The sequence below is a fragment of the Streptomyces sp. NPDC020597 genome (genome assembly GCF_044335095.1).
Lineage (GTDB): Bacteria > Actinomycetota > Actinomycetes > Streptomycetales > Streptomycetaceae > Streptomyces.
On record NZ_JBIRUL010000002.1, the window covers coordinates 309,660 to 335,807 of the forward strand.

At 73.3% G+C, this 26,148-nt stretch carries 22 protein-coding genes; 12 read left to right on the forward strand and 10 right to left on the reverse strand.

Annotation, left to right across the window (positions count from 1 at the left end; all coding sequences use genetic code 11):
- Positions 1-82: 82 nt before the first annotated feature.
- A complete protein-coding gene (locus tag ACH4ZA_RS04990; RefSeq protein ID WP_057576024.1) occupies positions 83-520 on the reverse strand; it encodes a Fur family transcriptional regulator in 438 nt (145 codons plus the stop codon).
- A gap of 172 nt (positions 521-692) precedes the next feature.
- Positions 693-1,898, reverse strand: a complete 1,206-nt coding sequence (locus tag ACH4ZA_RS04995; protein ID WP_319281925.1) for a cysteine desulfurase-like protein — start codon at positions 1,896-1,898, stop codon at positions 693-695.
- A gap of 660 nt (positions 1,899-2,558) precedes the next feature.
- On the opposite strand from ACH4ZA_RS04995, the gene ACH4ZA_RS05000 reads away from it, so the two are divergent.
- Together ACH4ZA_RS05000 and ACH4ZA_RS05005 are read left to right on the forward strand one after the other, a co-directional pair.
- A complete protein-coding gene (locus ACH4ZA_RS05000; RefSeq protein WP_398428248.1) occupies positions 2,559-3,686 on the forward strand; it encodes an enoyl-CoA hydratase/isomerase family protein in 1,128 nt (375 codons plus the stop codon).
- Positions 3,687-3,861: 175 nt separating this feature from the next.
- A complete protein-coding gene (locus ACH4ZA_RS05005; RefSeq protein WP_319281922.1) occupies positions 3,862-4,971 on the forward strand; it encodes a winged helix DNA-binding domain-containing protein in 1,110 nt (369 codons plus the stop codon).
- Positions 4,972-5,183: 212 nt separating this feature from the next.
- Here ACH4ZA_RS05005 and ACH4ZA_RS05010 read toward each other — a convergent pair whose 3' ends face one another.
- The 3 genes from ACH4ZA_RS05010 to ACH4ZA_RS05020 all read right to left on the reverse strand — a co-directional run bounded on the left by ACH4ZA_RS05010 (position 5,184) and on the right by ACH4ZA_RS05020 (position 10,157).
- The gene (locus ACH4ZA_RS05010; protein ID WP_398428057.1) at positions 5,184-5,975 is read right to left on the reverse strand and encodes a S1 family peptidase; all 792 of its coding nucleotides are present in this window, start codon (positions 5,973-5,975) and stop codon (positions 5,184-5,186) included.
- A 261-nt stretch (positions 5,976-6,236) separates the two neighbouring features.
- Positions 6,237-9,053, reverse strand: coding sequence for an AAA family ATPase (locus ACH4ZA_RS05015; RefSeq protein WP_398428058.1), 2,817 nt, complete (start codon positions 9,051-9,053; stop codon positions 6,237-6,239).
- Between the two features lie 243 nt (positions 9,054-9,296).
- Complete coding sequence (locus tag ACH4ZA_RS05020; protein ID WP_398428060.1) at positions 9,297-10,157, reverse strand: response regulator transcription factor; 861 nt, start codon at positions 10,155-10,157, stop codon at positions 9,297-9,299.
- Between the two features lie 124 nt (positions 10,158-10,281).
- Here ACH4ZA_RS05020 and ACH4ZA_RS05025 point away from each other — a divergent pair, with 124 nt between their 5' ends.
- Positions 10,282-11,949, forward strand: a complete 1,668-nt coding sequence (locus ACH4ZA_RS05025; RefSeq protein WP_319281911.1) for an AMP-binding protein — start codon at positions 10,282-10,284, stop codon at positions 11,947-11,949.
- Between the two features lie 122 nt (positions 11,950-12,071).
- Entirely contained in the window at positions 12,072-13,637 is a 1,566-nt protein-coding gene (locus ACH4ZA_RS05030) for an AMP-binding protein (RefSeq protein WP_398428250.1), read from the forward strand.
- 54 nt (positions 13,638-13,691) lie between these two features.
- Here ACH4ZA_RS05030 and ACH4ZA_RS05035 read toward each other — a convergent pair whose 3' ends face one another.
- Positions 13,692-14,591 carry a hypothetical protein gene (locus ACH4ZA_RS05035; RefSeq protein WP_398428061.1) on the reverse strand — a complete coding sequence of 300 codons (900 nt, stop codon included), beginning with the start codon at positions 14,589-14,591 and terminating at the stop codon, positions 13,692-13,694.
- 289 nt (positions 14,592-14,880) lie between these two features.
- On the opposite strand from ACH4ZA_RS05035, the gene gcl reads away from it, so the two are divergent.
- A complete protein-coding gene (gene gcl / locus ACH4ZA_RS05040) occupies positions 14,881-16,665 on the forward strand; it encodes a glyoxylate carboligase (RefSeq protein WP_398428063.1) in 1,785 nt (594 codons plus the stop codon).
- A gap of 257 nt (positions 16,666-16,922) precedes the next feature.
- Here gcl and ACH4ZA_RS05045 read toward each other — a convergent pair whose 3' ends face one another.
- From ACH4ZA_RS05045 to ACH4ZA_RS05055, 3 genes are all read right to left on the reverse strand, one after another.
- Positions 16,923-17,165, reverse strand: a complete 243-nt coding sequence (locus ACH4ZA_RS05045) for a hypothetical protein (protein ID WP_319280745.1) — start codon at positions 17,163-17,165, stop codon at positions 16,923-16,925.
- 772 nt (positions 17,166-17,937) lie between these two features.
- Positions 17,938-18,828: a 2-hydroxy-3-oxopropionate reductase gene (locus ACH4ZA_RS05050; RefSeq protein WP_398428064.1), complete on the reverse strand. Its 891-nt coding sequence runs from the start codon at positions 18,826-18,828 to the stop codon at positions 17,938-17,940.
- Positions 18,829-18,865: 37 nt separating this feature from the next.
- Positions 18,866-19,696, reverse strand: coding sequence for a TIM barrel protein (locus tag ACH4ZA_RS05055; protein WP_319280750.1), 831 nt, complete (start codon positions 19,694-19,696; stop codon positions 18,866-18,868).
- A 275-nt stretch (positions 19,697-19,971) separates the two neighbouring features.
- Between ACH4ZA_RS05055 and ACH4ZA_RS05060 the strand changes: the two genes are divergently transcribed.
- The 6 genes from ACH4ZA_RS05060 to ACH4ZA_RS05085 all read left to right on the forward strand — a co-directional run bounded on the left by ACH4ZA_RS05060 (position 19,972) and on the right by ACH4ZA_RS05085 (position 24,177).
- Positions 19,972-20,253 carry a hypothetical protein gene (locus ACH4ZA_RS05060; RefSeq protein WP_319280752.1) on the forward strand — a complete coding sequence of 94 codons (282 nt, stop codon included), beginning with the start codon at positions 19,972-19,974 and terminating at the stop codon, positions 20,251-20,253.
- Positions 20,250-20,621, forward strand: a complete 372-nt coding sequence (locus tag ACH4ZA_RS05065) for a helix-turn-helix domain-containing protein (RefSeq protein ID WP_319280754.1) — start codon at positions 20,250-20,252, stop codon at positions 20,619-20,621. The genes ACH4ZA_RS05060 and ACH4ZA_RS05065 overlap by 4 nt, the downstream gene beginning before the upstream one ends.
- A 141-nt stretch (positions 20,622-20,762) precedes the next feature.
- Positions 20,763-21,272, forward strand: a complete 510-nt coding sequence (uraD, locus tag ACH4ZA_RS05070) for a 2-oxo-4-hydroxy-4-carboxy-5-ureidoimidazoline decarboxylase (RefSeq protein ID WP_398428065.1) — start codon at positions 20,763-20,765, stop codon at positions 21,270-21,272.
- An 8-nt stretch (positions 21,273-21,280) separates the two neighbouring features.
- The gene (gene uraH / locus ACH4ZA_RS05075) at positions 21,281-21,679 is read left to right on the forward strand and encodes a hydroxyisourate hydrolase (RefSeq protein ID WP_319280758.1); all 399 of its coding nucleotides are present in this window, start codon (positions 21,281-21,283) and stop codon (positions 21,677-21,679) included.
- A gap of 5 nt (positions 21,680-21,684) precedes the next feature.
- Positions 21,685-22,674: a factor-independent urate hydroxylase gene (gene pucL, locus ACH4ZA_RS05080; protein WP_319280760.1), complete on the forward strand. Its 990-nt coding sequence runs from the start codon at positions 21,685-21,687 to the stop codon at positions 22,672-22,674.
- 123 nt (positions 22,675-22,797) lie between these two features.
- Positions 22,798-24,177 carry an 8-oxoguanine deaminase gene (locus tag ACH4ZA_RS05085; protein ID WP_398428066.1) on the forward strand — a complete coding sequence of 460 codons (1,380 nt, stop codon included), beginning with the start codon at positions 22,798-22,800 and terminating at the stop codon, positions 24,175-24,177.
- Positions 24,178-24,385: 208 nt separating this feature from the next.
- Here ACH4ZA_RS05085 and ACH4ZA_RS05090 read toward each other — a convergent pair whose 3' ends face one another.
- A complete protein-coding gene (locus ACH4ZA_RS05090) occupies positions 24,386-25,174 on the reverse strand; it encodes a helix-turn-helix domain-containing protein (protein ID WP_398428068.1) in 789 nt (262 codons plus the stop codon).
- 96 nt (positions 25,175-25,270) lie between these two features.
- Here ACH4ZA_RS05090 and ACH4ZA_RS05095 point away from each other — a divergent pair, with 96 nt between their 5' ends.
- Entirely contained in the window at positions 25,271-26,122 is an 852-nt protein-coding gene (locus ACH4ZA_RS05095) for an NAD(P)H-binding protein (protein ID WP_398428069.1), read from the forward strand.
- Positions 26,123-26,148: the final 26 nt, after the last annotated feature.

A 26,148-nucleotide genomic window follows, 5' to 3' on the forward strand; every position in this document is an offset into this window, starting at 1 on the left:
GGGAGTCCGGGTGCTCGGACGCCCGGGTCCCGGCTCCTGCGAAGGCGCGTGGGGTCCTGCGGATGAACGGTGCTGCGGATGCTCAGGTGCTGCGAACGGTCGAACAGTCGGGGCACAGGCCCCAGTAGATGACCTCGGCCTCGTCTATGGAGAAGCCGCGGTCGTCGGAGGCGGTCAGACAGGGGGCGTGGCCGACGGCGCAGTCGACGTCGACGACGGCGCCGCACGACCGGCACACCAGGTGGTGGTGGTTGTCGCCGACGCGTCCCTCGAACCGGGCGGGGCTGCCCGGCGGCTCGATGCGGCGCACCAGCCCGGCCGTGGTCAGCGCGTGCAGGGCGTCGTAGACGGCCTGCAGCGAGATGTGGCCGACGCGGTCGCGCACCCCGGAGGCGATGGCCTCGACACCGAGGTGGTCGCCCGCCCGGACGGTCTGGAGCAGTGCGACCCGGGCAGCCGTCACCCGCAGGCCGGCACCGCGCAGCTCTTCTGCGGTGGTCGGTGTACCGGGTGCTGTCATGCGTCCGAACCTACGGCATAAACACGAACGGTTCAAGAAAACGAACTGTACAAGTCTGAAAGTCGCGGGTGGCTCAGAAGAAGCAGAGGGAGCAGAGGGAGCGAGGGAGCAGAAGAAGCAGAGGGGGCGCAGGAGGCACAGGAAGTACGGGAGGCGAGGAAGCAGGGGAAGCTCAGAGGAAGGAGGCGAGACCTCCGAGCAGTCGGTCGACGTCCTCCTCGTCGTTGTACGGGGCCAGCCCCACCCGCAACGCGGGATCGTCGAGCTTCAGCGCGGCGAAGGTCTCGTGGGCGTAGAAGGAGCCGGCCGGGGCCACCACCTTCCGCGCGGCCAGGTGCGTCTGCGCCTCGCCCGCGCCGCGGCCCGGGAAGGACATGAGGACGGTCGGCGTGCGCTCCGCGGCCTTGGTGTGGACGGTGACGGCGTCGCCCAGCGCGTGCAGTCCGGCCGTCAGCCTGGAGCGCAGCGCGTTCTCGTGCTCGTGCAGGGACCGCAGTGAACGCGCCAGCCGCTGCCTGCGCGACTCCCCGGCCACGTCTGCCGTGTCCATGTCGGCGAGGAAGTCCACGGCGGCGGTGGCGCCCGCGAGGAGCTCGTAGGGCAGCGTCCCGAACTCGAACCGCTCGGGCACGGCGTTCGTGGACGGCAGCAGCTTGTCCGGCACGAGACCCTCGAGCGTCTCGGGCATGCCGGCGAGCACCGCGCAGTGGGGCCCGAGGAACTTGTAGGGCGAGCACACGAACAGGTCGGCACCGAGCGCGGGCACGTCCACCAGGTGGTGGGCGGCGTAGTGCACCCCGTCCACGTACACCAGGGCGCCCACGTCGTGCGCCCGGTCGGCGATGCGGCGCAGCGGCGGCACGGTGCCCAGCACGTTTGAGGCCGCGGTCACCGCCACCAGCCGGGTGCGCGGAGACAGCGCCCGCTCGTAGGAGTCGAGGTCGAGTTCGGTGGTGGCCGGATCGATCCCGATCCAGCGGACGGCGACGCCGGCGCGCTCGGCCGCCTGGATCCAGGGGCGCACGTTGGCGTCGTGGTCGAGCCTGCTGAGGACGATCTCGTCGCCGGCCCGCCAGTCCTTGGCCAGGTGACGCGAGAAGTCGTAGGTGAGCTGGGTGGCGCTGCGCCCGTGCACGATGCCGCTCGGGGGCACGGCCAGGAGGTCGGCGTAGGCGGCGCGGAAGTCGGCGACCGCCTGCTCGGCGTTGCGCTCGGAGGCGCTGACGAGCCCCCGGTTGGACAGCGGGCCGGTCATCGTCCGGGCGACGGCCTCGGCCACCGGCGTCGGGGTCTGGGTCCCGCCGGGGCCGTCGAAGAAGGCGAGGCCCTCTGCGAGGGCGGGGAAACGGGTGCGCAGCGCGGCGACGTCCAGAGCCATGCCCCGACTCTGGCACCCGCCGCCGGGCGTCACCACCGGGTCGGGGAAGTCGGCGGCGCCGGGTGGGGTCGGGGGTCCGGGGGCGGGGTCCGGTGGCCGCGGGGGCACCGGGAGCGGCCACCGGGCGCCGGAACTCCGCCCCCGGGCGTCCGGCGGGCGCCGCCGACCCGGGGCGTCCCGCGGGGCACCGGCGACCCGCTGTGTCCCGCCGGGTACGGCGAACCGGGGGTGCCGGGGGGTGCGGGTGGGGCGGCGACGCGGGAGGGCCGGCTCGGCGGGAGCCGACAGCGGGCGCATGACCCGGTCGGCGTACGCTGCACCCTGCTGAGAAGATCGTTCGTGAACCGCGTCCACCGGACCACCCCGGAAGGGGATCGACGAGATCATGTGTGTCACCGCGTCCTGCGGCCCGACGGATTCCTGCCCCGGCACGGCAACCCGTTTCAGCGCGGCAACCCGTTCCTGCACGAGAACCTCTTCCCGCAAGGCAACCCGTTCCTGCACGGAAACCCGTTTCAGTGCGGCAACCTGTTCCTGCACGGAATCCCGCTTCTGCAAGGCAACCCGTTCCTGCACGGAAACCCGTTTCAGCGCGGCAACCTCTTCCCGCACGGAAACCTGTTCCGGCACAGGCGCCCGGTCCAGGACGGGGGCGGGCGGATGAGCGGCGTCGAAGAGCCCGTCCTGCTGCAGACCGCCGGCCGGGCGGCCCGCCTCGTCCTCAACCGGCCGCGCGCTCTGAACGCCCTGAACCATGCGATGGTGCGCCGCATCGACGAAGCGCTGACCGCGTGGGAGCACGATCTCGCCGTCGAGACCGTCGTGCTCACCGGCGCGGGCGAGCGCGGCCTGTGCGCGGGCGGCGACATCCGCGCCGTCCACGACGACGCCCGCGACGGCGACGGGACGGCATCGGCGGCCTTCTGGCGTGACGAGTACCGTCTCAACGCCCGCATCGCCCGCTATCCCAAGCCGTACGTCGCCGTCATGGACGGCATCGTCATGGGCGGCGGCGTCGGCGTCTCGGCGCACGGCGGCGTGCGGGTGGTCACCGAGCGCTCCCGGATCGCCATGCCCGAGACCGGCATCGGCTTCGTGCCCGACGTGGGCGGCACGCACCTGCTCGGCCGCGCCCCGGGTGAACTCGGCGTCCACCTCGCCCTGACGGGTGCGCAGATCGGCGCGGGGGACGCCGTTGCGTGCGGACTCGCCGACCACTACGTGCCGTCCGCCTCGCTTGCGACGTTCCTCGCCGAACTCACCGAGCTGCCGGTGCGCGAGGCCCTCGCCCGTCACGAGCAGCCGCCGCCGCAAGGGGAGTTGGCCGCGGCGCGCGGGTGGATCGACGCCTGTTACGCCGCGGGCACGGTCGAGGAGATCGTCCGGCGTCTGCTCGCCCACGGCGATCCCGCAGCCGCGGCGGCCGGGCAGACCCTGCTCACGAGGTCGCCCACCGCGCTGAAGGTCACCCTGGCCGCCCTGCACCGGGCCCGGCGGCTCGGCTCGCTGGAGGAGGTGCTGGACCAGGAGTACCGCGTCTCCTGCGCCGCCCTGACCTGCCCCGACCTCGTCGAGGGCGTCCGCGCACAGATCATCGACAAGGACCGCACGCCACGCTGGTCGCCGGCCACGCTCGACGAGGTCGCAGTAACCGATGTGGAACGTTTCTTCGCCCCGCTCGGCGCCCGGGAGCTCGGTCTCGCCGGACCGCCGTCCCTCCGACCCGACCGCTCAGCCTCCCCCGACCGCTCAGCTTCCCCTGACCCCTCGGTTTCACTCCGCCGCTGAGCCCGGCGCGACCGCTCGAATCCACCCGCGCACCCACCCGTAGCCGGGACTCGCCCGCCCCACGTCGCCCGGCTCGCCTCGTGTCCCCGTCCCGCCCCGCGCCGACCGGCCCCGCGTAGCCCCTCCCGCCGCGTCACGGACAGAGGCTGTCCGCAAGTCCGACTAGCTTGCACGTATGACGAAGACGACGTCCCCGGTCGGCCCCGTGCTCGACGTCCGGGCTCTCAACCGCGCCACCCTCGCCCGGCAACTGCTGCTGAGCCCGGCCGAGTTGTCCGCCAAGGCCGCGGTGGAGCATCTCCTCGGACTGCAGGCGCAGAACGTCAAGCCGCCGTACTACGCGCTCGCCGCCCGCCTCGACGGGTTCGCCCCGGAGGAGCTGTCGGGGCTGATGGCCGACCGCGAGGTCGTCCGCATCGTCAGCATGCGCTCCACCATCCACACCCACACCGCGGACGACTGCCTGACGCTGCGGCCGCTCGTCCAGCCCGCCCGCGACCGGGAACTGACGAACTTCCGCAAGGGGCTCGTCGGGGTCGACCTCGACAGGCTCGCCGCCCTCGCCCGCGAGCTGGTCGAGGACGAGCCGCGCACCATGGGGCAACTGCGCGAGGCGCTCACCGAGGAGTGGCCGGACGCCGACCCGCAGTCCCTCGCCGTGGCCGCCCGCTGCCGACTTCCCCTGGTCCAGGTCACTCCGCGCGGGCTGTGGGGCCGCAGCGGACAGGTCGCCCTCACCACCGCCGAGCACTGGCTGGGCCGCCCCGCCCAGGAGGCGCCGGCCGTGGACGCCGTCGTCCTGCGCTATCTGGCGGCCTTCGGCCCGGCCTCCGTCAAGGACATGCAGACCTGGGCCGGCCTGACCCGGCTGCGCGAGGCCTTCGAACGTCTGCGCCCGCAGCTGTCGGTCTTCCGGGACGAGCACGGCGTCGAACTGTTCGACCTGCCCGAGGCCCCGCGCCCCGACCCCGAAACCCCTGCCCCGCCGCGGTTCCTCCCCGAGTTCGACAACCTCCTCCTCTCCCACGCCGACCGCGGCCGCGTCGTCCCGCCCGAGTACTGGGGGCGCTCCTGGCAGGGCAACCAGGCGTACTGCACCCTCCTGGTCGACGGTTTCCTGGCGGGCGTGTGGCGACTGGAGCGGGACGCCCTGGTCGTCGAGCCGTTCGGTCGTCTCACCGGCACGCAGAAGCGGGACGTGCTCGCCGAGGGCGAGCGCGTGCTGGCCGTGATGCACCCCGGGGATCCCCACGACGTCCGGTTCGGCCCGGTCCTCCGGCCCTGACAGCCGCAGCGCCGCAGCGCCCGCATGTTTCGCAACGTCCGAAACGCCCCGGCCGTGCCGTGCGCACATCGCGCGGGAACGCCCCCACCGGTGACCGGTGGGGGCGTGGACGGATTGGACAGGGGGCGCTGCGGGCCGCTCGTGGAGGCTCGCAGCGCCCCCTGGTCTTTCCCTGAGGGATCCTCAGGAGTTTCTCGGGGGCTGCCCGGTGATTACGAGTTGACCTGTGCGGTCACCAGGCTGGAGAAGGTGGTCAGCCGGGTGTAAACACCCGGGTAACCGGCTTCCGCGCAGCCCTCGCCCCAAGAAGTGATCCCTGCCAGGACGCCCCCGATGAGCAGGGGACCGCCGCTGTCGCCCTGGCAGGTGTCTGTGCCGCCGGAGGGATATCCGGCGCAAACCATGTCGGTCTGGACGAAGTCCGAACCGTAGGAGCTCTTGCAGCTGGAGTCGGACACGACCGGGACGGTCGCGGTCCGCAGCTGGTTGGAGGAGCTGCCGTTCTCCGAGGTGGTGCCCCAGCCGATGATGCGGGCGGTGGTGCCGGCCGCGTACACCCCGGTCTGGGACGAGGAGACGTACGACGCCTTGGTGTACGGCATCGACGTCGACAGGGTCAGGACGGCCACGTCGTCGCCGTTGGTGGCGTCCGTGTAGCCCGGGTTGATCCAGATCCTGCTCACCCGGCTGACCGTGCCGTTGGTGCCGTTGAGGTAGGTGCGGCCCCCGACGACGCGCACGCTGCTCGTGGTCTCGCCGACCATGCAGTGCGCGGCGGTGACGACCTTGGTCGCCGAGACGAGGGTGCCGCCGCAGAACTGGTTCTGCGAGGCGTCCGTGATCTGCATCATGAACGGATACGCCGTGGTCGTGGTCGTCGTGCCGCCGACGATCGGCTGCGGGGCTGCGACGGCGGTGGGGGCGCCGAGCAGTACGGTCGCCGCCGTGGCGGCCGTCGCCGCGACGACGGCGGCGGTTCTCTTCACGCGGTTGAGCCCGAACATGGAACTCCTCGAGGGGTTGCCGGTGGGGGGTCGCGCGGGTGTGGGGTGTGCACGGGGGTCGCGGGACCGACCCCCGTGTGCCCGGGCGAGCGGCACGTCCCTTACGCTAGGACCCGGTGCCCGGCGTCCCCAATGAGGGAACCCCCTAAGGGAGTTGGGGCAGGGAAAACCCTCGGTCCGGCAGCGCCGTCGCAGCACCCTCGCTCCGGGGGACGTCCTGCGCGCGGGTCGCCCCCGAGGGGCAGTTAACCCGCGCGGTCCTCACTTCGCGTGACGCCCCGCCGCCAGCCGGACGATGTCCACCCGCGAGCGGATCCCCAGCTTGCGGTAGACGCGGGTCAGGGTCGCTTCGACGGTCTTCACGCTGATGAACAGCCGCGCGGCGATCTCCCGGTTGGTCGCCCCCTCCATGACGAGCGCCGCGACCTGACGCTCCATCGCGGCCAGTCCCGCCAGCGCGTCGGAGGGCGGGGTCTGCGCGGTGACGGCGGGCGGCTCGCCCGCGCCCCGTGCGGCGGCCTCGTCCACCTGACGCAGCCAGGGCAGCGCCCGGCACCTGCGGAACAGCCGTGCCGCCTCGTCGTACGACGTCGGCCCCGGCCGCCCGGTGCGCAGCCGGGCCAGCGCGAACGCGGCCCGCGCCTCCTCCAGCCCGTAGCCGAGCTTGGCGAGCCGGTCCTGCACGGACGTCAGCCGCGCCAGCGCCCCCTCGTGGTCGCCGAGCGCCGCGCGTACCAGGGCCTCCGCCCGGTCCAGCACGGCCAGCACGCTCTCCCGGTCCAGCCGCAGCGCGTGTTCGCGCGTCACGGCGATGACGTCCTGCGCCTCGCCCGGCTCGCCGACCTGTACCAGCGCCTCGGCCAGGTCGCCCTGCCAGCGGCCGCGCGCCGGGTCGGTGATGCCCAGGCCCTGCTCCAGCTCGCGCACCCGGCGCAGCGAGCCGACCGCGCCCGCCGCGTCGCCGGCCACGAACTGGGCGTGGCCCAGCGCGGCCAGGGCGCGCGAGAGGTACATCTGGTCGCCGTCCTCCTCGGCCCGCCCCGCCGCCTCCCGGGCCAGCGCCAGCGCCTGTCCGACGTCGCCGCCCGAGGCCTCCGCGAGAGAGGCCAGCATCGCGGAGGCGCCGAGGCCGATGCCCGAGTCGCGGGCCAGCCTGAGGCTTTCGCGGGCCAGGTCGAGGGCGCGTCCGCAGTGCCCGGAGCGCAGTTCGGTCTCGGCGAGGAAGCGCTGGAAGTGCACCTCGCTCTCGACCATGCCGCGCCGGCGGACCTCGCGCAGCAGCGCGGTGATGGTCGACCGGGCCTCGGGCAGCTGGTCGCTCATCATCAGCCAGCGGAACCTGGCCGCGCCGACGCCGTTGTGGTGGCAGGCCACGTAGGGGTCCTGAGGCTCCCTCATGGCCTGCTTGATGGTCGCGGGCGCGTTCGGATGGCCCATCAGGGTCTCGGTGGACGACTGGAACGACAGCGCCATCAGCTCGGTGCGCCGGTCGCCGCCGCGCGCCGCCAGCTCCGCCGCGTGCGCGGCCTCCTGCCGGGCCTCGGAGAAGTCGCCCTCGACGATCAGCTTGCGCCAGGCGAGGTGGTAGTGGACCAGGGCGAGCAGCCGGGGGTCCTCGCCCGCGTCGGCGAGGGCCTGCGGGAAGACGGCGTCGACGTCCCCGAGGGCCTGCCCGGCGGCCTCGATGACCACCTCCCAGGCGCGGATCCGGTCGGCGGGCACGGTCGCCCGGGTCAGCACCTCGCGCGCGATGTCCCGCGCAAGGTCCACCTCGCCGGCGGTGATGGCGTCCTCGGCGGCGTACAGCCGGTGCCCGTCCGGGCCGGGGACGCCGTCCGGCGGGGTGTGCCGGGCGGCGAGCAGCCCGAGCGCGGCGGCCACCGACGGCGCCCCCCGGTCGCGGGCCAGGGCCGCGGCCTCGGCGAGCCGGGCGGCGACCTCCGGGTCGGTGCCGGTGGTGGCCATGGCGAGGTTGCGGGCCCGCTCGATCGGGTCGGAGGCGGCGGTGGACAGCGCGGCGTGCGCGGCCCGGCGCTCCTGCGCGGGCGCCTCCGCGTACAGCGCGGCGGAGATCAGCGGATGCGCGAACCGGACGGCCGGGCCCTCCGGCTCGGTGGCGAGCAGTCCGAGGGCCGCCGCCTGCGCGGTCTCCGCCTCGGCGTTCTCCCGGCCGGCCGCGTGCAGCAGGGCCAGTGTGGGGCGGGCGCCGGCGCTGGCCACCAGCAGGGTGCGCCGGGCCTCGTCGGAGAGCATGTCCAGCCGGCTGAGGACCAGGGCGCGCAGCGAGGTCGGCACCGGCAGCGGCTCGCCCGGGCGGGGCGGCGTGGGGTTCTCGCCGAGGGCGCGGCCGAGCTCCAGCGCGAACAGCGGGTTGCCGCCGCTGGTGCGGTGGATCTCCCGCACCGTGGAGCGGGGCAGGTCGGTGTAGCCGCGGTGGTCGAGCAGCGCGGAGACCTGGTTGCGGGAGAGCGGGTTGAGGCGGACGGCGAGGGTGTCGGGCGGGGACGCGCGTAGATGCCGGTCGTACTCCTGGCCCTCCGTGCGGACGGCGCAGAGCAGCTGGACGGGGGTGTCGCCGAGCCGGCGGGCGGCGAAGCCGAGGAGCTCGGCGCTGGCCGAGTCCAGCCACTGAAGGTCGTCCGCGACGAGCAGGACGGGGCCGGCGGCGGCGAGGACGCGCAGCGCCGACAGGACGGCCAGCCGCAGGGCGAGGCCGTCGCGCTGCAGCGTCGACTCGCCGCGGCCGGTGAGCGCCGACTCCAGGGCGGTGCGCTGGGCGGCGGGCAACTTGTCCGAGACCTCGTCCAGGACGAGGCCGAAGAGGTCCGCCAGGGCCAGGAACGGGAGGTGGGATTCGGACTCGGTCGCCGAGCAGCGCAGGACGGTGCGCGCCGCGTCGCCGTAATCCGCGGCCAATGCCCGCAGCACGGTCGACTTTCCTATTCCGGCCGGGCCGTGCAGCAGCACACTGCCGCCGCGCGTCAGCTGGTCACGGGCTGCCGTGACCAGCTCCTCCCTGCCGATGACCAGGTCGGGGCGGCATCGGGCAGGCTCCTTGAAGTCCCGTCGCACGGTCACCGCTCCCCTCCGAGTGTCGTGTCCGGGCCAAATTCTAGGCAACGACTCTTTGAAATTCGGAGGCGGATCGTGGTGAGGGATATAACAACGTGACGCATACGGAAATTCACAGCAACGGTGAGTGAATGATTACTTGTCGTGACGGGCCTCCTTGGCCGGATGTGATCGCTGCCTCCGCCGTGCTCCGGCCGCCGCGCCAGGTGCCTGCCGCGCCCCGGTCGAAGGGCGCGCCGGATACCCGCGCTACGGCAGCAGACCCGCCCTGCGGGCCGCGACCACCGCCTCCCCCCGGGTGTGCGCGCCCAGTCTGCGCATCGCCGACCTCAGGTAGCCCTTGACCGTCTCCGGCCGCAGCCCCAGCCGCTCGGCGGTCGCCCCGTTCGTCGCCCCCGCCGCCACGCACGCCAGCACGTCCAGCTCACGCGGGGCCAGCACCACCGGCCGACCCGACGGCTCCTGCGGGGCGCCCGTGGCCAGCAGCCCGCACGCGTCGAGGAGCTCGGCGCGCAGCGCGGGGTCCGCGATCCGCGGCGCCAGGGCCCGCAGGGCCGCGTGCGCCTCGCGCACCTGCTCCCGGCGGGCGGCCCTGCCCGGCCCCGCGGCGTCCCCCTCGCTCACGGCGTCCGGCCCGGCCGCCGCGAGCAGCCCGCGCACCTCGTCCTCGACGACCAGCGCCTGCTCCACGTCCCGTGCCGCCTGCGCCGCCGCGGTCAGCGTGCGGTCGCCGAGCGGCTGCGCCGTGCGCAGGGCCCCGTACAGCACCCCGCGCACCCGGCGCCGCACCACCACCGGGATCGCCAGCACCGAGCGCAGCCCCTCCTCGGCGACGGCGGCGTCGTACTCGTGACTGATCTGCCGGGAGAGCGAGTAGTCGGTCACCGCACACGGGCGGGCCAGCGCCACCGCCCTGCCGCCGAGCCCGTTGCCCGACGTCACCGCCAGCCCGCGCAGCGCGACCCCGGCCGCGCCGCTGAACTCGCTGATCCGCATCCGCTGCCGGCCGGGCTCCACCAGACCGCCGAAGGCGACCGGCAGCCCGGTCTCCCGGCGCAGCCGCATCAGCGCACCGCGAATCTCCACCGTTCCGGCCGCGTCTGCTGCCACGTTCTCGCCCTTTCCGCGCGGCGTGGTGCCGCACACCCCCGTTCGGGGGTAGTGAGACCTGCATCACGGATTACACGATGGCGGAGAGCCGCCCGGCAATGGTCCGGCACCGAGGAGGACACAGATGACGGCGACGGAGCTCTTCCGCAGAGCCCGCGACTTCCTGCTGGAACACCGCGAGGACTACACAACCGCTTACGAGCGTTTCGAGTGGCCCCGCCCCGAACGGTTCAACTGGGCCCTCGACTGGTTCGACGCCATCGCCGACGGCAACGAGCGCACCGCCCTGCACATCGTGGAGGAAGACGGTTCCGAAACGCGCCGCACCTTCGCCGAGCTGTCGGAGCGCTCCGACCGGGTCGCGAACTGGCTGCGCGGCCGCGGCGTGGTCGCCGAGGACCGCATCCTCGTCATGCTCGGCAACCAGGCCGAACTCTGGGAGACCGCGCTGGCCGCGATGAAACTGCGCGCCGTCGTCATCCCGGCGACGCCGTTGCTCGGCCCCGCCGACCTGGCCGACCGTGTGGAACGCGGCCGGGTCAGGCACGTTCTCGTCCGGTCCGCGGACGCCGTCAAGTTCGACGAGGTCCCCGGCGACTACACCCGCATCGCGGTCGGCGGCGCGCCGGAGGGCTGGCAGCCGTACGAGGAGGCCTACGGCGCCCCGGCCGGCTTCACGCCGGACGGCCCGACGCTCGCCGACGACCCGCTGATGCTCTACTTCACCTCCGGCACGACCGCCCGGCCCAAGCTGGTGGAACACACCCACACCTCGTACCCGGTCGGCCACCTGTCGACGATGTACTGGATCGGGCTGCGGCCCGGCGACGTCCACCTCAACATCTCCTCGCCCGGCTGGGCCAAGCACGCCTGGTCCAATCTCTTCGCCCCGTGGAACGCCGAGGCAACCGTTTTCATCCACAATTACACGCGTTTCGACCCGGCCCGGCTGATGGCGGAGATGGACCGGGCGGGCGTGACGACTTTCTGCGCCCCGCCCACCGTCTGGCGCATGCTCATCCAGGCCGACCTCACCCAGCTGCGCACCCCGCCCCGCGAGGCGGTGGCCGCGGGCGAGCCCCTCAACCCCGAGGTCGTCGAGCAGGTCCGCCGCGCCTGGGGAGTGACCGTCCGGGACGGCTTCGGCCAGACCGAGACGGCCGTGCAGATCGCCAACAGCCCCGGCCAGGGACTGAAGACCGGCTCGATGGGCAGGCCGGCCCCGGGATACCGGGTGGAGCTGCTCGACCCGGTGTCGGGCGCGCCCGGCGCGACGGAGGGCGAGATCGCGCTCGACCTGTCCGAACGGCCGGTGGGCCTGATGACCGGCTACCACGGCGATCCCGACCGCAGCGCCGAGGCGATGGCCGGCGGCTACTACCGCACCGGTGACGTCGGAAGCCGTGACGAGAGCGGTTACATCACCTACGTCGGCCGCTCCGACGACGTCTTCAAGGCGTCCGACTACAAGATCAGCCCCTTCGAGCTGGAGAGCGCGCTGCTGGAGCACGCGGCGGTGGCGGAGGCGGCCGTGGTCCCCGCCCCCGACGAGCTGCGCCTCGCCGTCCCCAAGGCGTACGTCGTCCTCGCCGAGGGCTGGGAGCCGGGCCCCGACACGGCGAAGGTGCTCTTCGAGCACTCCCGCGAGGTGCTCGCCGCGTACAAGCGGATCCGCCGTCTGGAGTTCGCGCCGCTGCCCAAGACCGTCAGCGGCAAGATCCGCCGCATCGAGCTGCGCGAGGCCACGGCGGCGGGCTCCGCGGACGAGTACCGCGAGGAGGACTTCCGGTGAGCGGCCCGTCCTCGACCCCCGAGTCCCCTTCGGCGCCCGGCTCGCCGTCCGCGCCCAGGACCGCGTCCGCCCCCGCCCCCGCCCCTGCCTCCTCGTACGCCCACGGGACCAGCACGACCGCGCTGCTCGGGGACACCGTCGGGCAGAACCTGGACCGGGCGGTGGCGGCATGGCCGGACCGCGAGGCGCTGGTCGACGTGCCGTCCGGGCGGCGCTGGACCTACGCCCGGTTCGGCGCGGACGTCGACCGGCTGGCCTGCGCGCTGCTGGCGAGCGGGGTCGCCAAGGGCGACCGGGTGGGCAGCTGGGCGGTCAACTGCGCGGAGTGGGTGCTGGTGCAGTACGCCACCGCCCGGGTCGGCGCGATCATGGTGAACGTCAACCCGGCCTATCGCACGCACGAGGTCGAGTACGTTCTGAAACAGGCCGGGATCTCCTTGCTGTTCGCCTCCCTCAGCCACCGGACGAGCGACTACCGCGCGATGGTCGAGCAGGTCCGCGGCCGATGCCCGGACCTGCGGGAGACGGTGTACATCGGTGATCCGAGCTGGACGGCGTTCCTCGGGCGCGGCGGCTCGGACCGGAGCGCGGAACTGGCGGCCCGGGCGGGCGAGCTGTCCTGCGACGACCCCGTCAACATCCAGTACACCTCGGGCACGACGGGCTTCCCCAAGGGAGCCACCCTCTCCCACCACAACATTCTCAACAACGGTTACTCCGTGGGGGAGGCGATCGCCTACACCGAGCAGGACCGGATCTGCGTTCCGGTGCCCTTCTACCACTGTTTCGGCATGGTGATGGGGAACCTGGCGGCCACGTCGCACGGCGCGTGCATCGTCGTCCCGGCCGCGTCCTTCGACCCGAAGGCCACGCTGGAGGCGGTCCAGCAGGAGCGGTGCACCTCCCTGTACGGCGTGCCGACCATGTTCATCGCCGAGCTGAACCTGCCCGACTTCGGGGCGTACGACCTGTCGTCGCTGCGCACCGGCATCATGGCGGGCTCGCCGTGCCCGGCGGAGGTGATGAAGAGGGTGGTCGCCGAGATGAACATGGCGCAGGTGTCGATCTGTTACGGCATGACCGAGACCTCGCCCGTCTCCACCCAGACCCACCGGGACGACGATCTGGAGCATCGCACCGGCACCGTCGGCCGCGCCCTGCCGCACATCGAGGTGAAGGTCGTCGACCCGGTGGACGGCGTGACCCGGCCGCGCGGCGTCGCCGGTGAACTCTGCACCCGCGGATACAGCGTGATGCTCGGTTACTGGAACGAACCCGAGAAGACCGCCGAGGTGATCGACGCGGGACGCTGGATGCACACCGGGGACCTGGCGGTGATGCGGGAGGACGGTTACGTGGAGATCGTCGGCCGCATCAAGGACATGATCATTCGGGGCGGGGAGAACATCTACCCGCGCGAGATCGAGGAGTTCCTGTACGGCCACCCCGGGATCAGGGACGTCCAGGTCGTCGGCGTCCCGCACGAGAGGTACGGCGAGGAGGTCCTCGCCTGCGTGATCCCGGCGGACCCGGCGGCCCCCCTGACGCTGGAGGAGCTGCGCACGTACTGCGAGGGCCGCTTGGCGCACTACAAGATCCCCAGCAGGCTGCAGATCCTGGACGCCTTCCCCATGACCGTGTCGGGCAAGGTGCGCAAGATCGAGCTGCGCGAGAAGTACGCCCTCTGAGGGCGCGTCGCGAACAGAGCGCGCGCCCGGACCGCCCTCGCCGCCCCGGCCGTGTCAGCCGCCCCGGGCGTCGAGGGCGTCGGCCGTCGGGTTGACCGGCTGCGGGGTGCCGGTGAGGTCCAGCACGAACAGCGGTACGCGCAGCTGGTCGGCCCGGGCGCGGGCGTCGTCCGCGTACCCGGCGAGCGAGAAGTAGACGCACTCCGCCGACTCGGTCATGGCCGTCAGCCACAGGCACTCCACGTCCCGCAGCGAGGCGGGCCGCACGCTCGGGTCCACCTGGGCCAGGAGCCCGCGCGAGGCGAGGCCGATGCCGGAGGTGGGGCGCTGGTCGGCCCGCCGGACGTCCCGGTGCCCGAGCCAGTTCAGATAGAGCGCCGCCGAGGTGACCGCGTCGCGGGCCGTGCGGATGGCGACGGGACGGAAGGCGCTGCGCGGCGCGGCAGGCGGTGGGGCCGCCGGCGTCCGCGAGGCCGGGGTGTGCGGCTGCGGCGTCTGCGGGCGGGGCTGCGGCGCCGGGGTCCGCGAGGTCGCGGTACGCGTGGTCGACGTCGGCCCGGGGCCGGGCGGTGCGGGATCCGGCGCGGGCGCCGGTGCGGGTGACGCCGGCTCGGGGCCCGGCCCGGCGGCGGCGTCCGCGCAGGAGCGGCCCCCGGAGGGGTCCGCGGCCGGCTCGGCGGCCGGCTCGGCGTGCGGGTCGCTCAGGGCGAGGCGCAGCACCGTCCCGCAGGCGCAGCCCAGTTCCGGGTGCGGCCACTGGTCCCGGCGCCCGCACACGGGACACCGCAGGGCGATCCACTCGTCGTCCCACGACCGGTGCGCGACGGCGTCCGGGGCCGCACGCCGGTCGATCGCCGGCGTGACGGGGGCGCCGCAGGCGCACGGATAGGACGGCGCGGTGTAGTGGTGCTGCCGCCGGCAGGCCGGGCAGCGCACCGGCACGCTCTCGGACATGACCCCCATCGTCCTCCTCCGGCACCCGCCTGTCCTTCTCTTGACGACCTTCGCGCCCCCCTTTACATTGCTTCCAGATAGCAGAAAAAGTTTTCCGCATTACGGAATGCTCGCTCAAGCGAGCGATGACGCGCGCTGCAGGGCGCCGCGAAACAAAGCCGGAACGAACGGAAGCAAGCGGAAACAGGCAGAAACAAGCGGAAACACAGGGAAGGGCTCACCGCGGGGCGCGACGGGAGAGCGAATCCGACAGCTGAACCATCTGAAGCAGTCGAAGCAGGAGTACTCCATGGCTCGTATGACCGCTGCCCGTGCGGCAGTCGAGATCCTCAAGCTCGAGGGCGTCACCAGCGCGTTCGGTGTCCCCGGCGCGGCGATCAACCCCTTCTATGCGGCGCTCGGGGCCGCCGGGGGCGTCGAGCACACGCTGGCCCGCCACGTCGAGGGCGCCTCGCACATGGCCGAGGGCTACACCCGCACCCACCCGGGCAACATCGGGGTCTGCGTCGGCACGTCGGGCCCTGCGGGCACCGACATGATCACGGGGCTGTACTCCGCCATCGGCGACTCGATCCCGATCCTGTGCATCACCGGCCAGGCGCCGACCGCCGTGATCCACAAGGAGGACTTCCAGGCCGTCGACATCGCCGCGATCGCCGCTCCGGTGACCAAGATGGCGGTCACCGTCCTGGAGGCCGCACAGGTTCCCGGCGTCTTCCAGCAGGCGTTCCATCTGATGCGTTCCGGACGGCCGGGGCCGGTCCTGATCGACCTGCCCGTCGACGTCCAGCAGACGGAGATCGAGTTCGACCCGGACACCTACGCGCCGCTGCCCGTGTACAAGCCGGCCGCGACCCGCCCGCAGATCGAGAAGGCCCTGCGGATGCTGAACGCGTCCGAGCGGCCGCTGATCGTCGCGGGCGGTGGCGTCATCTCGGCCGACGCCACCGAACTCCTTGTGGAGTTCGCCGAGTTGACGGGAACTCCGGTGGTGCCGACGCTGATGGGCTGGGGTGCGATCCCGGACGACCACGAGCTGAACGCCGGCATGGTCGGCCTGCAGACCTCGCACCGTTTCGGCAACGCGACCTTCCTGGAGTCCGACTTCGTCCTCGGCATCGGCAACCGCTGGGCCAACCGCCACACCGGCCGCCTCGACGTCTACACGGCCGGCCGCACCTTCGTGCACATCGACGTCGAGCCCACCCAGATCGGCAGGATCTTCGCCCCCGACTACGGGATCGCGTCGGACGCGAAGGCGGCGCTCGTGCTCCTCGTCGAGGCGGCGCGGGAGGCGGTGGCGGCGGGCACGCTGCCCGACCGCTCCGCGTGGGCGGCGGACGCGCAGCACAGGCGGGCGACCCTCCAGCGCCGTACGCACTTCGACGACGTCCCGATGAAGCCGCAGCGCGTCTACGAGGAGATGAACAAGGCCTTCGGGCCCGAGACGCGGTACGTCAGCACCATCGGTCTGTCGCAGATCGCGGGCGCCCAGATGCTGCACGTGCACCGCCCGCGGCACTGGATCAACTGCGGCCAGGCGGGGCCGCTCGGCTGGACGATCCCGGCGGCACTCGGCGTCGCCAGGGCGGACCCGCGGGCGCAGGTCGTCGCCCTGTCCGGGGACTACGACTTCCAGTTCATGATCGAGGAGCTGGCGGTCGGCGCCCAGCACCGGATCCCGTACGTCCATGTGCTCGTCAACAACGCCTACTTGGGGCTGATCCGGCAGGCGCAGCGGGCGTTCGACATCGACTTCCAGGTCAAGCTGGAGTTCGAGAACGTCAACGCGCCGGAACTGGGCGTGTACGGCGTCGACCACGTGAAGGTCGCCGAGGGTATGGGCTGCAAGGCGATCCGGGTCACGGACCCGGCCGAGCTCGGAGCCGCCTTCGAGCGGGCGAAGAAGCTCGCGGCCGAGTTCCGGGTGCCGGTCGTCGTCGAGGCGATCCTGGAGCGCGTCACCGACATCGCGATGAGCGTCACCAACGACATCGGCGACGTCGTGGAGTTCGGGGAGCTCGCCACCGAGCCCGGGCACGCGCCCACCGCGATCAGGACGCTGAAGGTCTGACCGCACGCACGGGGTGAAAGAAGGGGCGGCCCGTCCTCAGGACGGGCCGCCCCTTCCGTGTCCGTCCCCCTCGGACGGGCGGGGTCCGCCGCCCCCGTGCCGGCGGACCCCGCATGCACACAATGTGCCCCGTCCGGGGGGCGGCCGAAGCCTGCTGAGCACCGTTCAGAGGTTGATTTGAGGTTACGGACCGCGTCGCGCCCGGGCGGGGGTCCCGGGAGCGCCTGTGCGGCCGCCCGCGAGCCGTCGCCCGCGACTCACCTTTCGTGGTGTTCCTCCGACAGGCCCGGCCAGTCGTCGGGGCCGCCGCCCTGCCATTCGACGAGGTCGCCGCGCTCCACCGCGGTCCGGTCGAGGAGGTCGGCCAGGCGCAGGAGCTCGACGACGTCGTCGAGATGCGAGGCGACCCCGAGCACGGCGTCGCCCGAGGTGACCCGGCGCGACCCGTCCAGCGCCGGGGGATGAACCACGATGTGCGGATGCCGCGTCGGATCGCCCATGCCTTCAGCGTCCTGCGGCAGGGGCCGATCCGCATGTCGGCGGCAGGCACGGCACGACGCGTCGCGGCACGGCGGGACACACCACGGTGCGGTCGGCGGACGGCGTCCCGGTGCGGGCGGGGCTCGGCCGACGGGGGCCACCGCGCGTCGGCGGACGGCGGCCCCGGCACGACAAGGGGGCGGCGGCCCGCATGGCACCGTGCGGCGAACCGCGCGCCCACGGCACGGCAAGGGACACCGCGGGCGCCGCCGTCACGGCGGGAGGGCGGGACAGCGCGGCACGGAGGAGCGGGCACGCCACGACGTGCAGCGCTCCTCGTCCGGCGCGGTGCCGGCGGGGGAGCGCTGGGCTGTCGTGCTCGGCCGCCCGGGCGGCGCGGGACCGGACGCGACAGGACGTTCGCGCCGCCGGACGCGACAGTGCGTTCGCGCCGACGGGCGGGGCTTCGGCGACGAACCGGGACCGCGGCGGGTGTGACGGAACCGGGTCGCCCTTCCCTCAGGTCGGAGAGGGCGGACCGGGTCCTTCACCACCGCACTGGCTCACACGCCGCCGCGGTCCTCGTGGCGCCCGCACGATGCCGGCCGGTAGCCCCTCATCCGGGCCGGCCGGCCGGTGCGGGCCGTTTCGGGGGCTCTGCGGCGGCGGTGTCCGCCGCCGGAGAAACCGGTGTCGAGTGGGTTCGGTGGATTCCGGGCGGCGCCGACGCCTGGGCGCGACAGGACAGATGTCGGCGGCGGCGCCGCCCGGAAGCAGAGGGGGCGGGGAGGGTCACACCCGTGCGCCGGAGAGCCGCTCCACCGCCCGCAGCAGGGCGGAGTGGTCCAGCCCGCCGTCGCCCTGTGCCCGCAGGCTCGCGATCAGCTGGGCGACCACGGCGCCCACCGGCAGGGCCGCGCCCACGCCGCGGGCGGCGTCGGTGACGATGCCCATGTCCTTGTGGTGCAGGTCGATCCGGAAGCCCGGCGTGAAGTCCCGGCCGAGGAAGTTGTCCTTCTTGCGCGTCAGGACGGTCGAGCCGGCCAGGCCGCCGCCCAGGACGTCGAGGGCCGCCGCGAGGTCCACGCCCGACTTCTCCAGGAAGACCACGGCCTCCGCGCACGCCTGGATGTTGACGGCGACGATCAGCTGGTTGGCGGCCTTCACGGTCTGGCCCGAGCCGTGCGGGCCGCACAGCACGACCGTCGTGCCGAGGGCGTCGAAGAGCGGCCGGGCCTCGTCGAAGTCGGCCTGCTCGCCGCCGACCATGATGGACAGCACCGCCTCGATCGCGCCGGCCTCGCCGCCGGACACCGGGGCGTCGAGCACGCGGATGCCCTTGTCGGCCGCCGCCTTCGCCAGGTCGACGGAGGTCTGCGGGGTGATCGAGGACATGTCGATGAGGAGCGCGCCGGACCGGGCGTTCTCGAGGATGCCGTCCGGGCCGTGGGCGACGGCCTCGACCTGCGGCGAGGCGGGCACCATCGTGATGATCACGTCGGCGTCCCGCACGGCCTCGGCGAGAGACCCGGCCGCGGTGCCGCCGGCGCGCGCCAGACGGTCCAGCTTGTCCTGTTCCAGGGTGAAGCCGGTGATGTCGTAACCCGCCTTGAGCAGGTTCTCGGACATGGGGGAGCCCATGATGCCGAGGCCGATCCAGGCGATCTTGGGGAGGGTGGTCATGCGGATCCTCTCTGACTGCGGTGCGGGGGCGGGACGTTCAGCGGGCGGCGCGCGGGAGCCACTCGAAGGCCTCGGAACTCGGCCTGTCGCCGGGCTTGTACTCGAGGCCGGTCCAGCCGTCGTAGCCGGCCCTGCGCAGCAGGCCGAGCAGCTCCTCCAGCGGGAGCGAACCCGTGCCCGGCGCGCCGCGGCCCGGATCGTCGGCGATCTGCACGTGCCCCGTCGACGAGGCGTACCGCTCGATCACCGACGGCAGGTCCTCGCCGTTCCTGGACAGGTGGTAGAGGTCCATCAGGAACTTCGCGTTGCCCAGTCCGCTCGCCTCGTTGACCCTGTCGACGACGCCGACCGCGGCCGCCGCGCTCACCAGGGGGTAGTGCGGCGACTCGGGCCGGTTCAGCGCCTCGATCAGCAGGATCGCGCCGATCCGGTGGGCAGCGCGGGCGGCGAGCAACAGGTTCTCCAGCGCGAGCGCGTCCTGCTCGGCCGGGTCGACGCCGTCGACCCGGTTGCCGTAGAGCGCGTTGAGCGCCGTGCAGCCGAGGGAGCCGGCGAAGTCGGCGGCCACGTCGACGTTGGCGCGGAAGCGGTCCGATTCCGCGCCGGGGATCGACAGCGCGCCGCGGTCCGGGCCCGGGAGCCGTCCGGCGTAGAAGTTGAGGCCCGTGAGCCGGACGCCCGCCGCCTCGATCGCCTTCCCGAGCGCGTCGAGCTCGGACCGGTCGGGGGTGGGGGAGTCGATCCAGGGCCACCACAGCTCGACCGCGGTGAAGCCGGCCGCGGCGGCTGCCGCGGGGCGCTCGAGGAGCGGGAGTTCCGTGAAGAGGATCGACAGGTTGACGTTGAAGCGCTGCTCATCGAAGCCCATGGGGTTCCGCGCTCCCTTCCGTGCCGAGATGTCCGTCAGAATTTCCATAATGCGGAAATTGATTTCTACTTATTGGAAGATTGCCGCCGGGCTGCGGGACTTGTCAAGGGGGTGGCGGAGTGCGGGGGCCCGCCGGGCCCTCGGGCGGGGGCGCTCCCGTGGGCGGTCGGCCGCCGGGGGCCTGCCCGACTCCCGGGTGCGTGTCGGCCGGGTCCGTTAGGGTCGGGGTCCGGGCGTCGTCGGCCCGGTCCCGTTCGGAGAGGTGTGGGGGCGCGATGCGACTGAAAGTGGAGTTCACCACCGAGCCCTTCGATCTCGACGAGGCGCCGGCGCACGCGCTGGCCGCCCGTGCGGTGATCGAGGAGGCGGCCCTGGACGCGGTGGACGTCGGCCCCTTCGGCAACACCGCGGAGGGCGCCGCCGACGCCGTGCTCGCCGCGGTGGGCGACCTGCTGCGCACGTCCCTCGGCGCGGGCGCCACCCGGATCTCGCTGCAGGTCAACGTCATCGGCGACGCGCCGGACGCGACCGGCGGCGTGGGCGGGGCGGCCCGATGAGCGCCGCCGCGGACGACGACGCCTTCATCGCGGCCGTGAAGCCGCTGGTCGACGCGATGGGCGGCGAGATGCTCCCGCCGGACGAGGCCGGGGCCGAGGACGTCGTGCTGACCTGGCAGGGCGTCGAGGCCGTCGCCGTGCGTCTGCCCCAGCTCGCCGACTCCCTCGACCACATCCTGGCCGCCATGGAGCGCAGGAAGGGCAAGCCGCTCGCCGATCTGGACCGCAAGGCCAAGCAGGAGGTCGTGCGGATACTCGAGGCGCGCGGCGCCTTTTCTGTGCGGCACGGCGTGGAGACGGTGGCGAGCGCGCTCGGGGTGAGCCGCTTCACCGTCTACAACTACCTCAACCGGGACAAGGGCGTCTGAGCGGCCCGCGACCGCTCCGGCGCGGCAGGGTTCGTCACCCAGAATTTTCAACAAAGTGTTGACGTGGGGTCGTCGGGGGGCGTTAGCTGGCGACAGCCCGCTCACGTACGAAGGCCGCCCGCCGCGGCCACGGAGGCTTCCGTGACGTCGACTTCCCCGCCCCCGGGCCTCGCCCGGTTCAACCATCTCGAGGAGGCCGCGGCCCTCGCCGCGCTCCATGAGGTGTGCGCCTCCTCGGCGTGGGCCGACCGGCTCCTCGCGGCCCGCCCGTACACCGCCGCCGACGACCTCTACGCGGTGAGCGACGCCGCCACGGCCGCTCTGGACGCCGCCGGCCTCGCGGAGGCGATGGCCGGGCACCCGCCGATCGGCCGCCCCCTGCCGGGTGACGCGACGTCGGCCCGCGAACAGCGCGGCATGGCCTCCGCCTCCGAGCAGCTCAAGGCGGAGATGCTCGAACTCAACCTGGCCTACCAGGAGAAGTTCGGCCACGTCTTCCTGATCTGCGCCACCGGTCGCACCGGCGAGCAGATGCGCGACGCGGTGCGCGAGCGCCTCGGCAACGCGCCGGAGCGCGAGCGCGAGATCGTCCGCACCGAACTGGGCAGGATCAACCGCATCCGCCTCGCCCGACTCGTCGAAGAGGACTGAAGGCCGCCATGAGCACCAGCACCACCGCCTCGGTGTCCACCCACATCCTGGACACCTCCGCAGGCCGCCCCGCCGAGGGCGTCGCCGTCCGGCTCCTCGCCCGCCCGGGCCGGGACGCCGACTGGCAGGCGCTCGGCGGGTCCGCGACCGACGCGGACGGACGGTGCAGGGACCTGCCGGCGCTGCCGGAAGGGACCGCCCACGTACGGCTCGACTTCGCCGTGGAGCCGTACTTCGAGAACAAGCGAGCCGATCCGCAGCAGGACGCCCCCGCGCATCGGGACAGCGGCGCCCCGGCGGTGTTCTTCCCGGAGGTGGCGATCACGTTCGCCGTCGTGCCGGGCGAGCACTACCACGTGCCGCTGCTGCTCAACCCGTTCGGCTACTCCGTATACCGAGGGAGCTAGCAGACATGGCAGACCACCCCCGCCCGGGGCGCCCCGTGCTTCTGGGGCAGAACCAGTACGGCAAGGCCGAGAACCGCGTCGTGAGGATCACGCGGGACGGCGCCACCCACCACATCAAGGACCTCAACGTCTCCGTCGCGCTGAGCGGCGACATGGACGAGGTCCACTACTCCGGCTCGAACGCCAACGTCCTGCCGACCGACACCACCAAGAACACGGTGTACGCGTTCGCCAAGGAGCACGGCATCGAGTCCGCCGAGCAGTTCGGCATCCACCTCGCCCGGCACTTCGTCACCTCGCAGGACCCCATAGAGAAGGCCCGGATCCGCGTCGAGGAGTACGCTTGGGAGCGGATCGACACCTCCGCCACAGCCTCCCGATCCGGTGACACCTCCTCCCGGTCCGGCGGCGCGGCACCCCGATCCTCCGGCGCGGACGAGCCCCGGCACTCGTTCGTGCGCAAGGGCCAGGAGACACGGCTCACCCAGATCACCTACGACGGTTCGTCGTGGGAGGTCGTCTCCGGGCTCAAGGACCTGGTCGTGATGAACTCGACGGACTCCGAGTTCTGGGGTTACGTCAAGGACAAGTACACGACGCTCCCCGAGGCACACGACCGCATCCTGGCCACCCAGGTCTCGGCCCGCTGGCGCTTTCGCTGGTCGGACGACGAGCAGCCGGCGCCGGACTGGGAGACGTCCTACGAGCAGGTGAGGAAGCACATGCTGCAGGCCTTCGCCGAGACGTACTCGCTGTCCCTCCAGCAGACCCTGTACGAGATGGGCTCGCGCATCATCGACCGGCGCGACGAGATCGACGAGGTCCGCTTCTCGCTGCCGAACAAGCACCACTTCCTCGTCGATCTGCAGCCGTTCGGGCTGAAGAACGACAACGAGGTGTACTTCGCGGCCGACCGGCCCTACGGCCTGATCGAGGCGACGGTCCTGCGGGACGGCTGCGAGGCGAGGATCCCGGCCGACCTCACCAACCTCTGACCCTCCCTCACCTCTTCGGCACCCGCGGCCGGGGGAGCCCGCCTCCGCCCGGCCGCGGCACTCAAAGCTCCCGGGTCCTGCCGTGCCCGCTCCCCACAGTCCGCCGAGCGAGAAGGACGCACCATGGCAGCAGTCCAGCGCATCGTCATCGAGAACGCCGCGATCGCGACCGTAGACGCCCAGGACACCGAGTACGCGGACGGCCATGTCGTCCTCGCCGGCAACCGCATCGAGTCGGTCGGCGCGGGCCCAGCCCCCGAGGGCCTGGAGAACGTCGTACGCCGCATCGACGCGGCCGGGCACCTGGTCACGCCCGGCCTGGTCAACACCCACCACCACTTCTACCAGTGGATCACCCGCGGGCTGGCCACCGACCACAACCTCTTCGACTGGCTCGTCGCGCTCTACCCCACGTGGGCGCGCATCGACGAGCAGATGGTCCTGGCGGCCGCCCAGGGCTCCCTCGCGATGATGGCCCGCGGCGGCGTCACCACCGCCATGGACCACCACTACGTCTTCCCGCGGGGCTCCGGCGACCTCTCCGGCGCGATCATCGGCGCCGCGCGGGACATGGGCGTCCGGTTCACCCTCGCCCGCGGTTCCATGGACCGCAGCGAGAAGGACGGCGGGCTGCCCCCGGACTTCGCGGTGGAGACGCTGGACGGCGCCCTCGCCGCCACCGAGGAGACCGTCGCCCAGCACCACGACGCCTCCTTCGACGCGATGACCCAGGTCGCCGTCGCCCCGTGCTCGCCCTTCTCCGTCTCCACCGAACTCATGAGCCAAGGAGCCGAGTTGGCCCGCCGGCTCGGGGTGCGCCTGCACACCCACGGCTCGGAGACGGTCGAGGAGGAGAAGTTCTGCCACGAGTTGTTCGGGATGGGCCCGACCGACTACTTCGAGTCCACCGGCTGGCTCGGCGAGGACGTGTGGATGGCGCACTGCGTCCACATGAACGACTCCGACATCGACGCCTTCGCCCGCACGGGGACGGGCGTCGCCCACTGTCCGTCGTCCAACGCCCGGCTGGCGGCCGGCATCGCCCGCGTCCCCGACATGCTGGCGGCCGGCGTCCCGGTGGGCCTCGGCGTCGACGGCACGGCGTCCAACGAGTCCGGCGAACTGCACACCGAACTGCGCAACGCCCTTCTCGTCAACCGCCTCGGAGCGCACCGCGAGGCCGCGCTGAACGCCCGTCAGGCGCTGCGTCTCGGCACCTTCGGCGGGGCCCGGGTGCTGGGCCGCGCGACGCAGATCGGCTCCCTGGAGCCGGGCAAGCTCGCCGACGTGGTCCTGTGGAGGCTGGACACCCTCGCGCACGCCTCGATCGCCGACCCGGTGACGGCGCTGGTCTTCGGCGCGGCAGCCCCGGTCACCGCCTCCTTCGTGAACGGCCGTCAGATCGTCGAGGACGGACGGCTGACGACCGTCGACGAGGACGCCGTCGCCCGCTCGACCCGCGAAGAGGCCCGGCGGCTGGCACGGATCGCCGCGCAGGGCTGACCCGCCGAGGACTCCGGCCGAGGGGGACGGCCCTCGGCCGGATGCCGTGCACCCGCGTGGTGCACGGCGGCCGTGACCGGGGCGTGCGCTCGACGCGCGCGCCCCGGAACGGTCTGTGGGCCGCGCTCGTCCCCGGGCGGCCGCCCGCACACCGTCTCCGGCCGCGGGGTCACCGGCGGCTCGCGGTCGCGTCCGGGGCGTCCGGGCTTCAGGGCCGCGGCGCCCGGCAGGGCGTGGCCCGGGGCAGCCGGCCGGTGAAGAACGCCGTCGGCGGGACGCCCATGAGGCTGCGGAAGTCGGCGGTCATGTGCGATTGGTCGTAGTAGCCGGCGTCGGCGGCGAGTTGCGCCCACGGGGCGGAGGCCGCGTGCGTGAGGAGGTGACGGACGCGGTCGATGCGGGCGTAGTGCTTGGGGGAGACCCCGACGCCGACGGCGAAGAGGGTGCGCAACTGGCGTTCGCTCACGGCGAGTTCGCGCGCGACGTCGCGCACGGCGGCGGGGGCGCGGTCCGGGCGGGTGGACAGCGCGTCGACGGCGGCCCGCAAGAGGCGTTCGCGCGGGCCGTGCACGGGTGGCGGCAGCAGGTCGGCGAGGCGGGCGGTGATGTCCTGCGGTTCCCCGACGGTCAGTTCGCGGACCAGGCGGCGAGCGGCCGGGGCCGGCAGATCGTCGGCCGGCACCGCCCGGCCCACGAGAGCGCCCGCGGGCACCCCGAGCAGCGGCCCCACCGCCCCCGGCGCCAGCCGCAGTTGCGTGCACGACACCAGGCGCTCGTCCGGATCGGCGTGATACGTGGCGCGCGTGCGCGGCCCGACGATCAGCGCGTCGCGGCGGCCGTTTCCCGCGACGCGGACCACGACCTTGGTCGCCGTGTCCGGCACGTGCGTGTAGGCGTCCTCGGGCGCGCGGTCGACGACGACGTCTTGGATGCCGTCGATCCAGGTGTGCAGCGCTGAGGGAGCGGGCAGGGGCTGCTCGGCCAGGGCGTTCGTCACGCCTCCACCGTAAACGCGCGGCAGCGATGCGCGGGCGGCCGAAGCGTGCCGGAATCTCCTAGAGCCGGGAGGGCGGCGGCCGCCACCGTGGTGGCCATGATTCTTGTGACCGGTGCTACGGGCACCATCGGCGGCGCACTCGTACGACACCTGGCGGCGCGCGGCGAGAAGGTGCGCGCCCTGACCCGCGATCCGGCGAAAGCCCGGATGCCCGCGGGCGTCGAGGCGGTGCGCGGCGACTACCTCGACCCCGCTTCCCTGGAGGCCGCGATGTCCGGGGCGGCGGCCGCCTTCCTGGTGGGGCTGCCCGGGCCGTCCGCGCAGCACGACGGGCCGCTGGTGGCGGCGGCCCGCGCGGCCGGCGTGGGCCGGCTGGTCAAGCTGTCCGCGATCGGCACCGGTGATCCCGGGCTGGGGCCCACCGGGCAGTGGCACGTCGAGGGCGAGCGGGCGGTCCGGGAGAGCGGCGCCGAGTGGGTCGTCCTGCGCCCCTCCTCCTTCGCCTCGAACACGCTGAGCTGGGCGGAGGCCGTCCGGGCGGGGGAGCCGGTGCCGAACATGAGCGGCGACGGACTCCAGGGGGTCGTCGATCCGCGCGACGTCGCCGAGGCGGCCGCCGTGGCCCTCCTCGACGAGCGCCGGGCGGGCCGGACGTACACGCTGACCGGGCCCGAGACGATCAGCGTGCCCGGCCAGGCCGCCGTGCTCGCCGGGCTGCTGGGGCGGCCGGTGACGACCCGTGACCTCGCGCAGCACGAGGTGCGCGCGTTCGTCCTGGACCGCTGGCAGGACGAGGCCGTCGCCGACGGCGTCGCGACGGGTTCCGCGTACGTCCGGCGGGGAGGCAACGCGGTCGTCACCGAGGACGTGGCCCTGTTGCTGGGGCGGCCGGCGCGGACGTACCGCGCGTGGGCGAGGGATCACCGGGAGGCGTTCGGGGCGCGGTGACGGGGCGGGGCTGCGGGCGCCCCTTC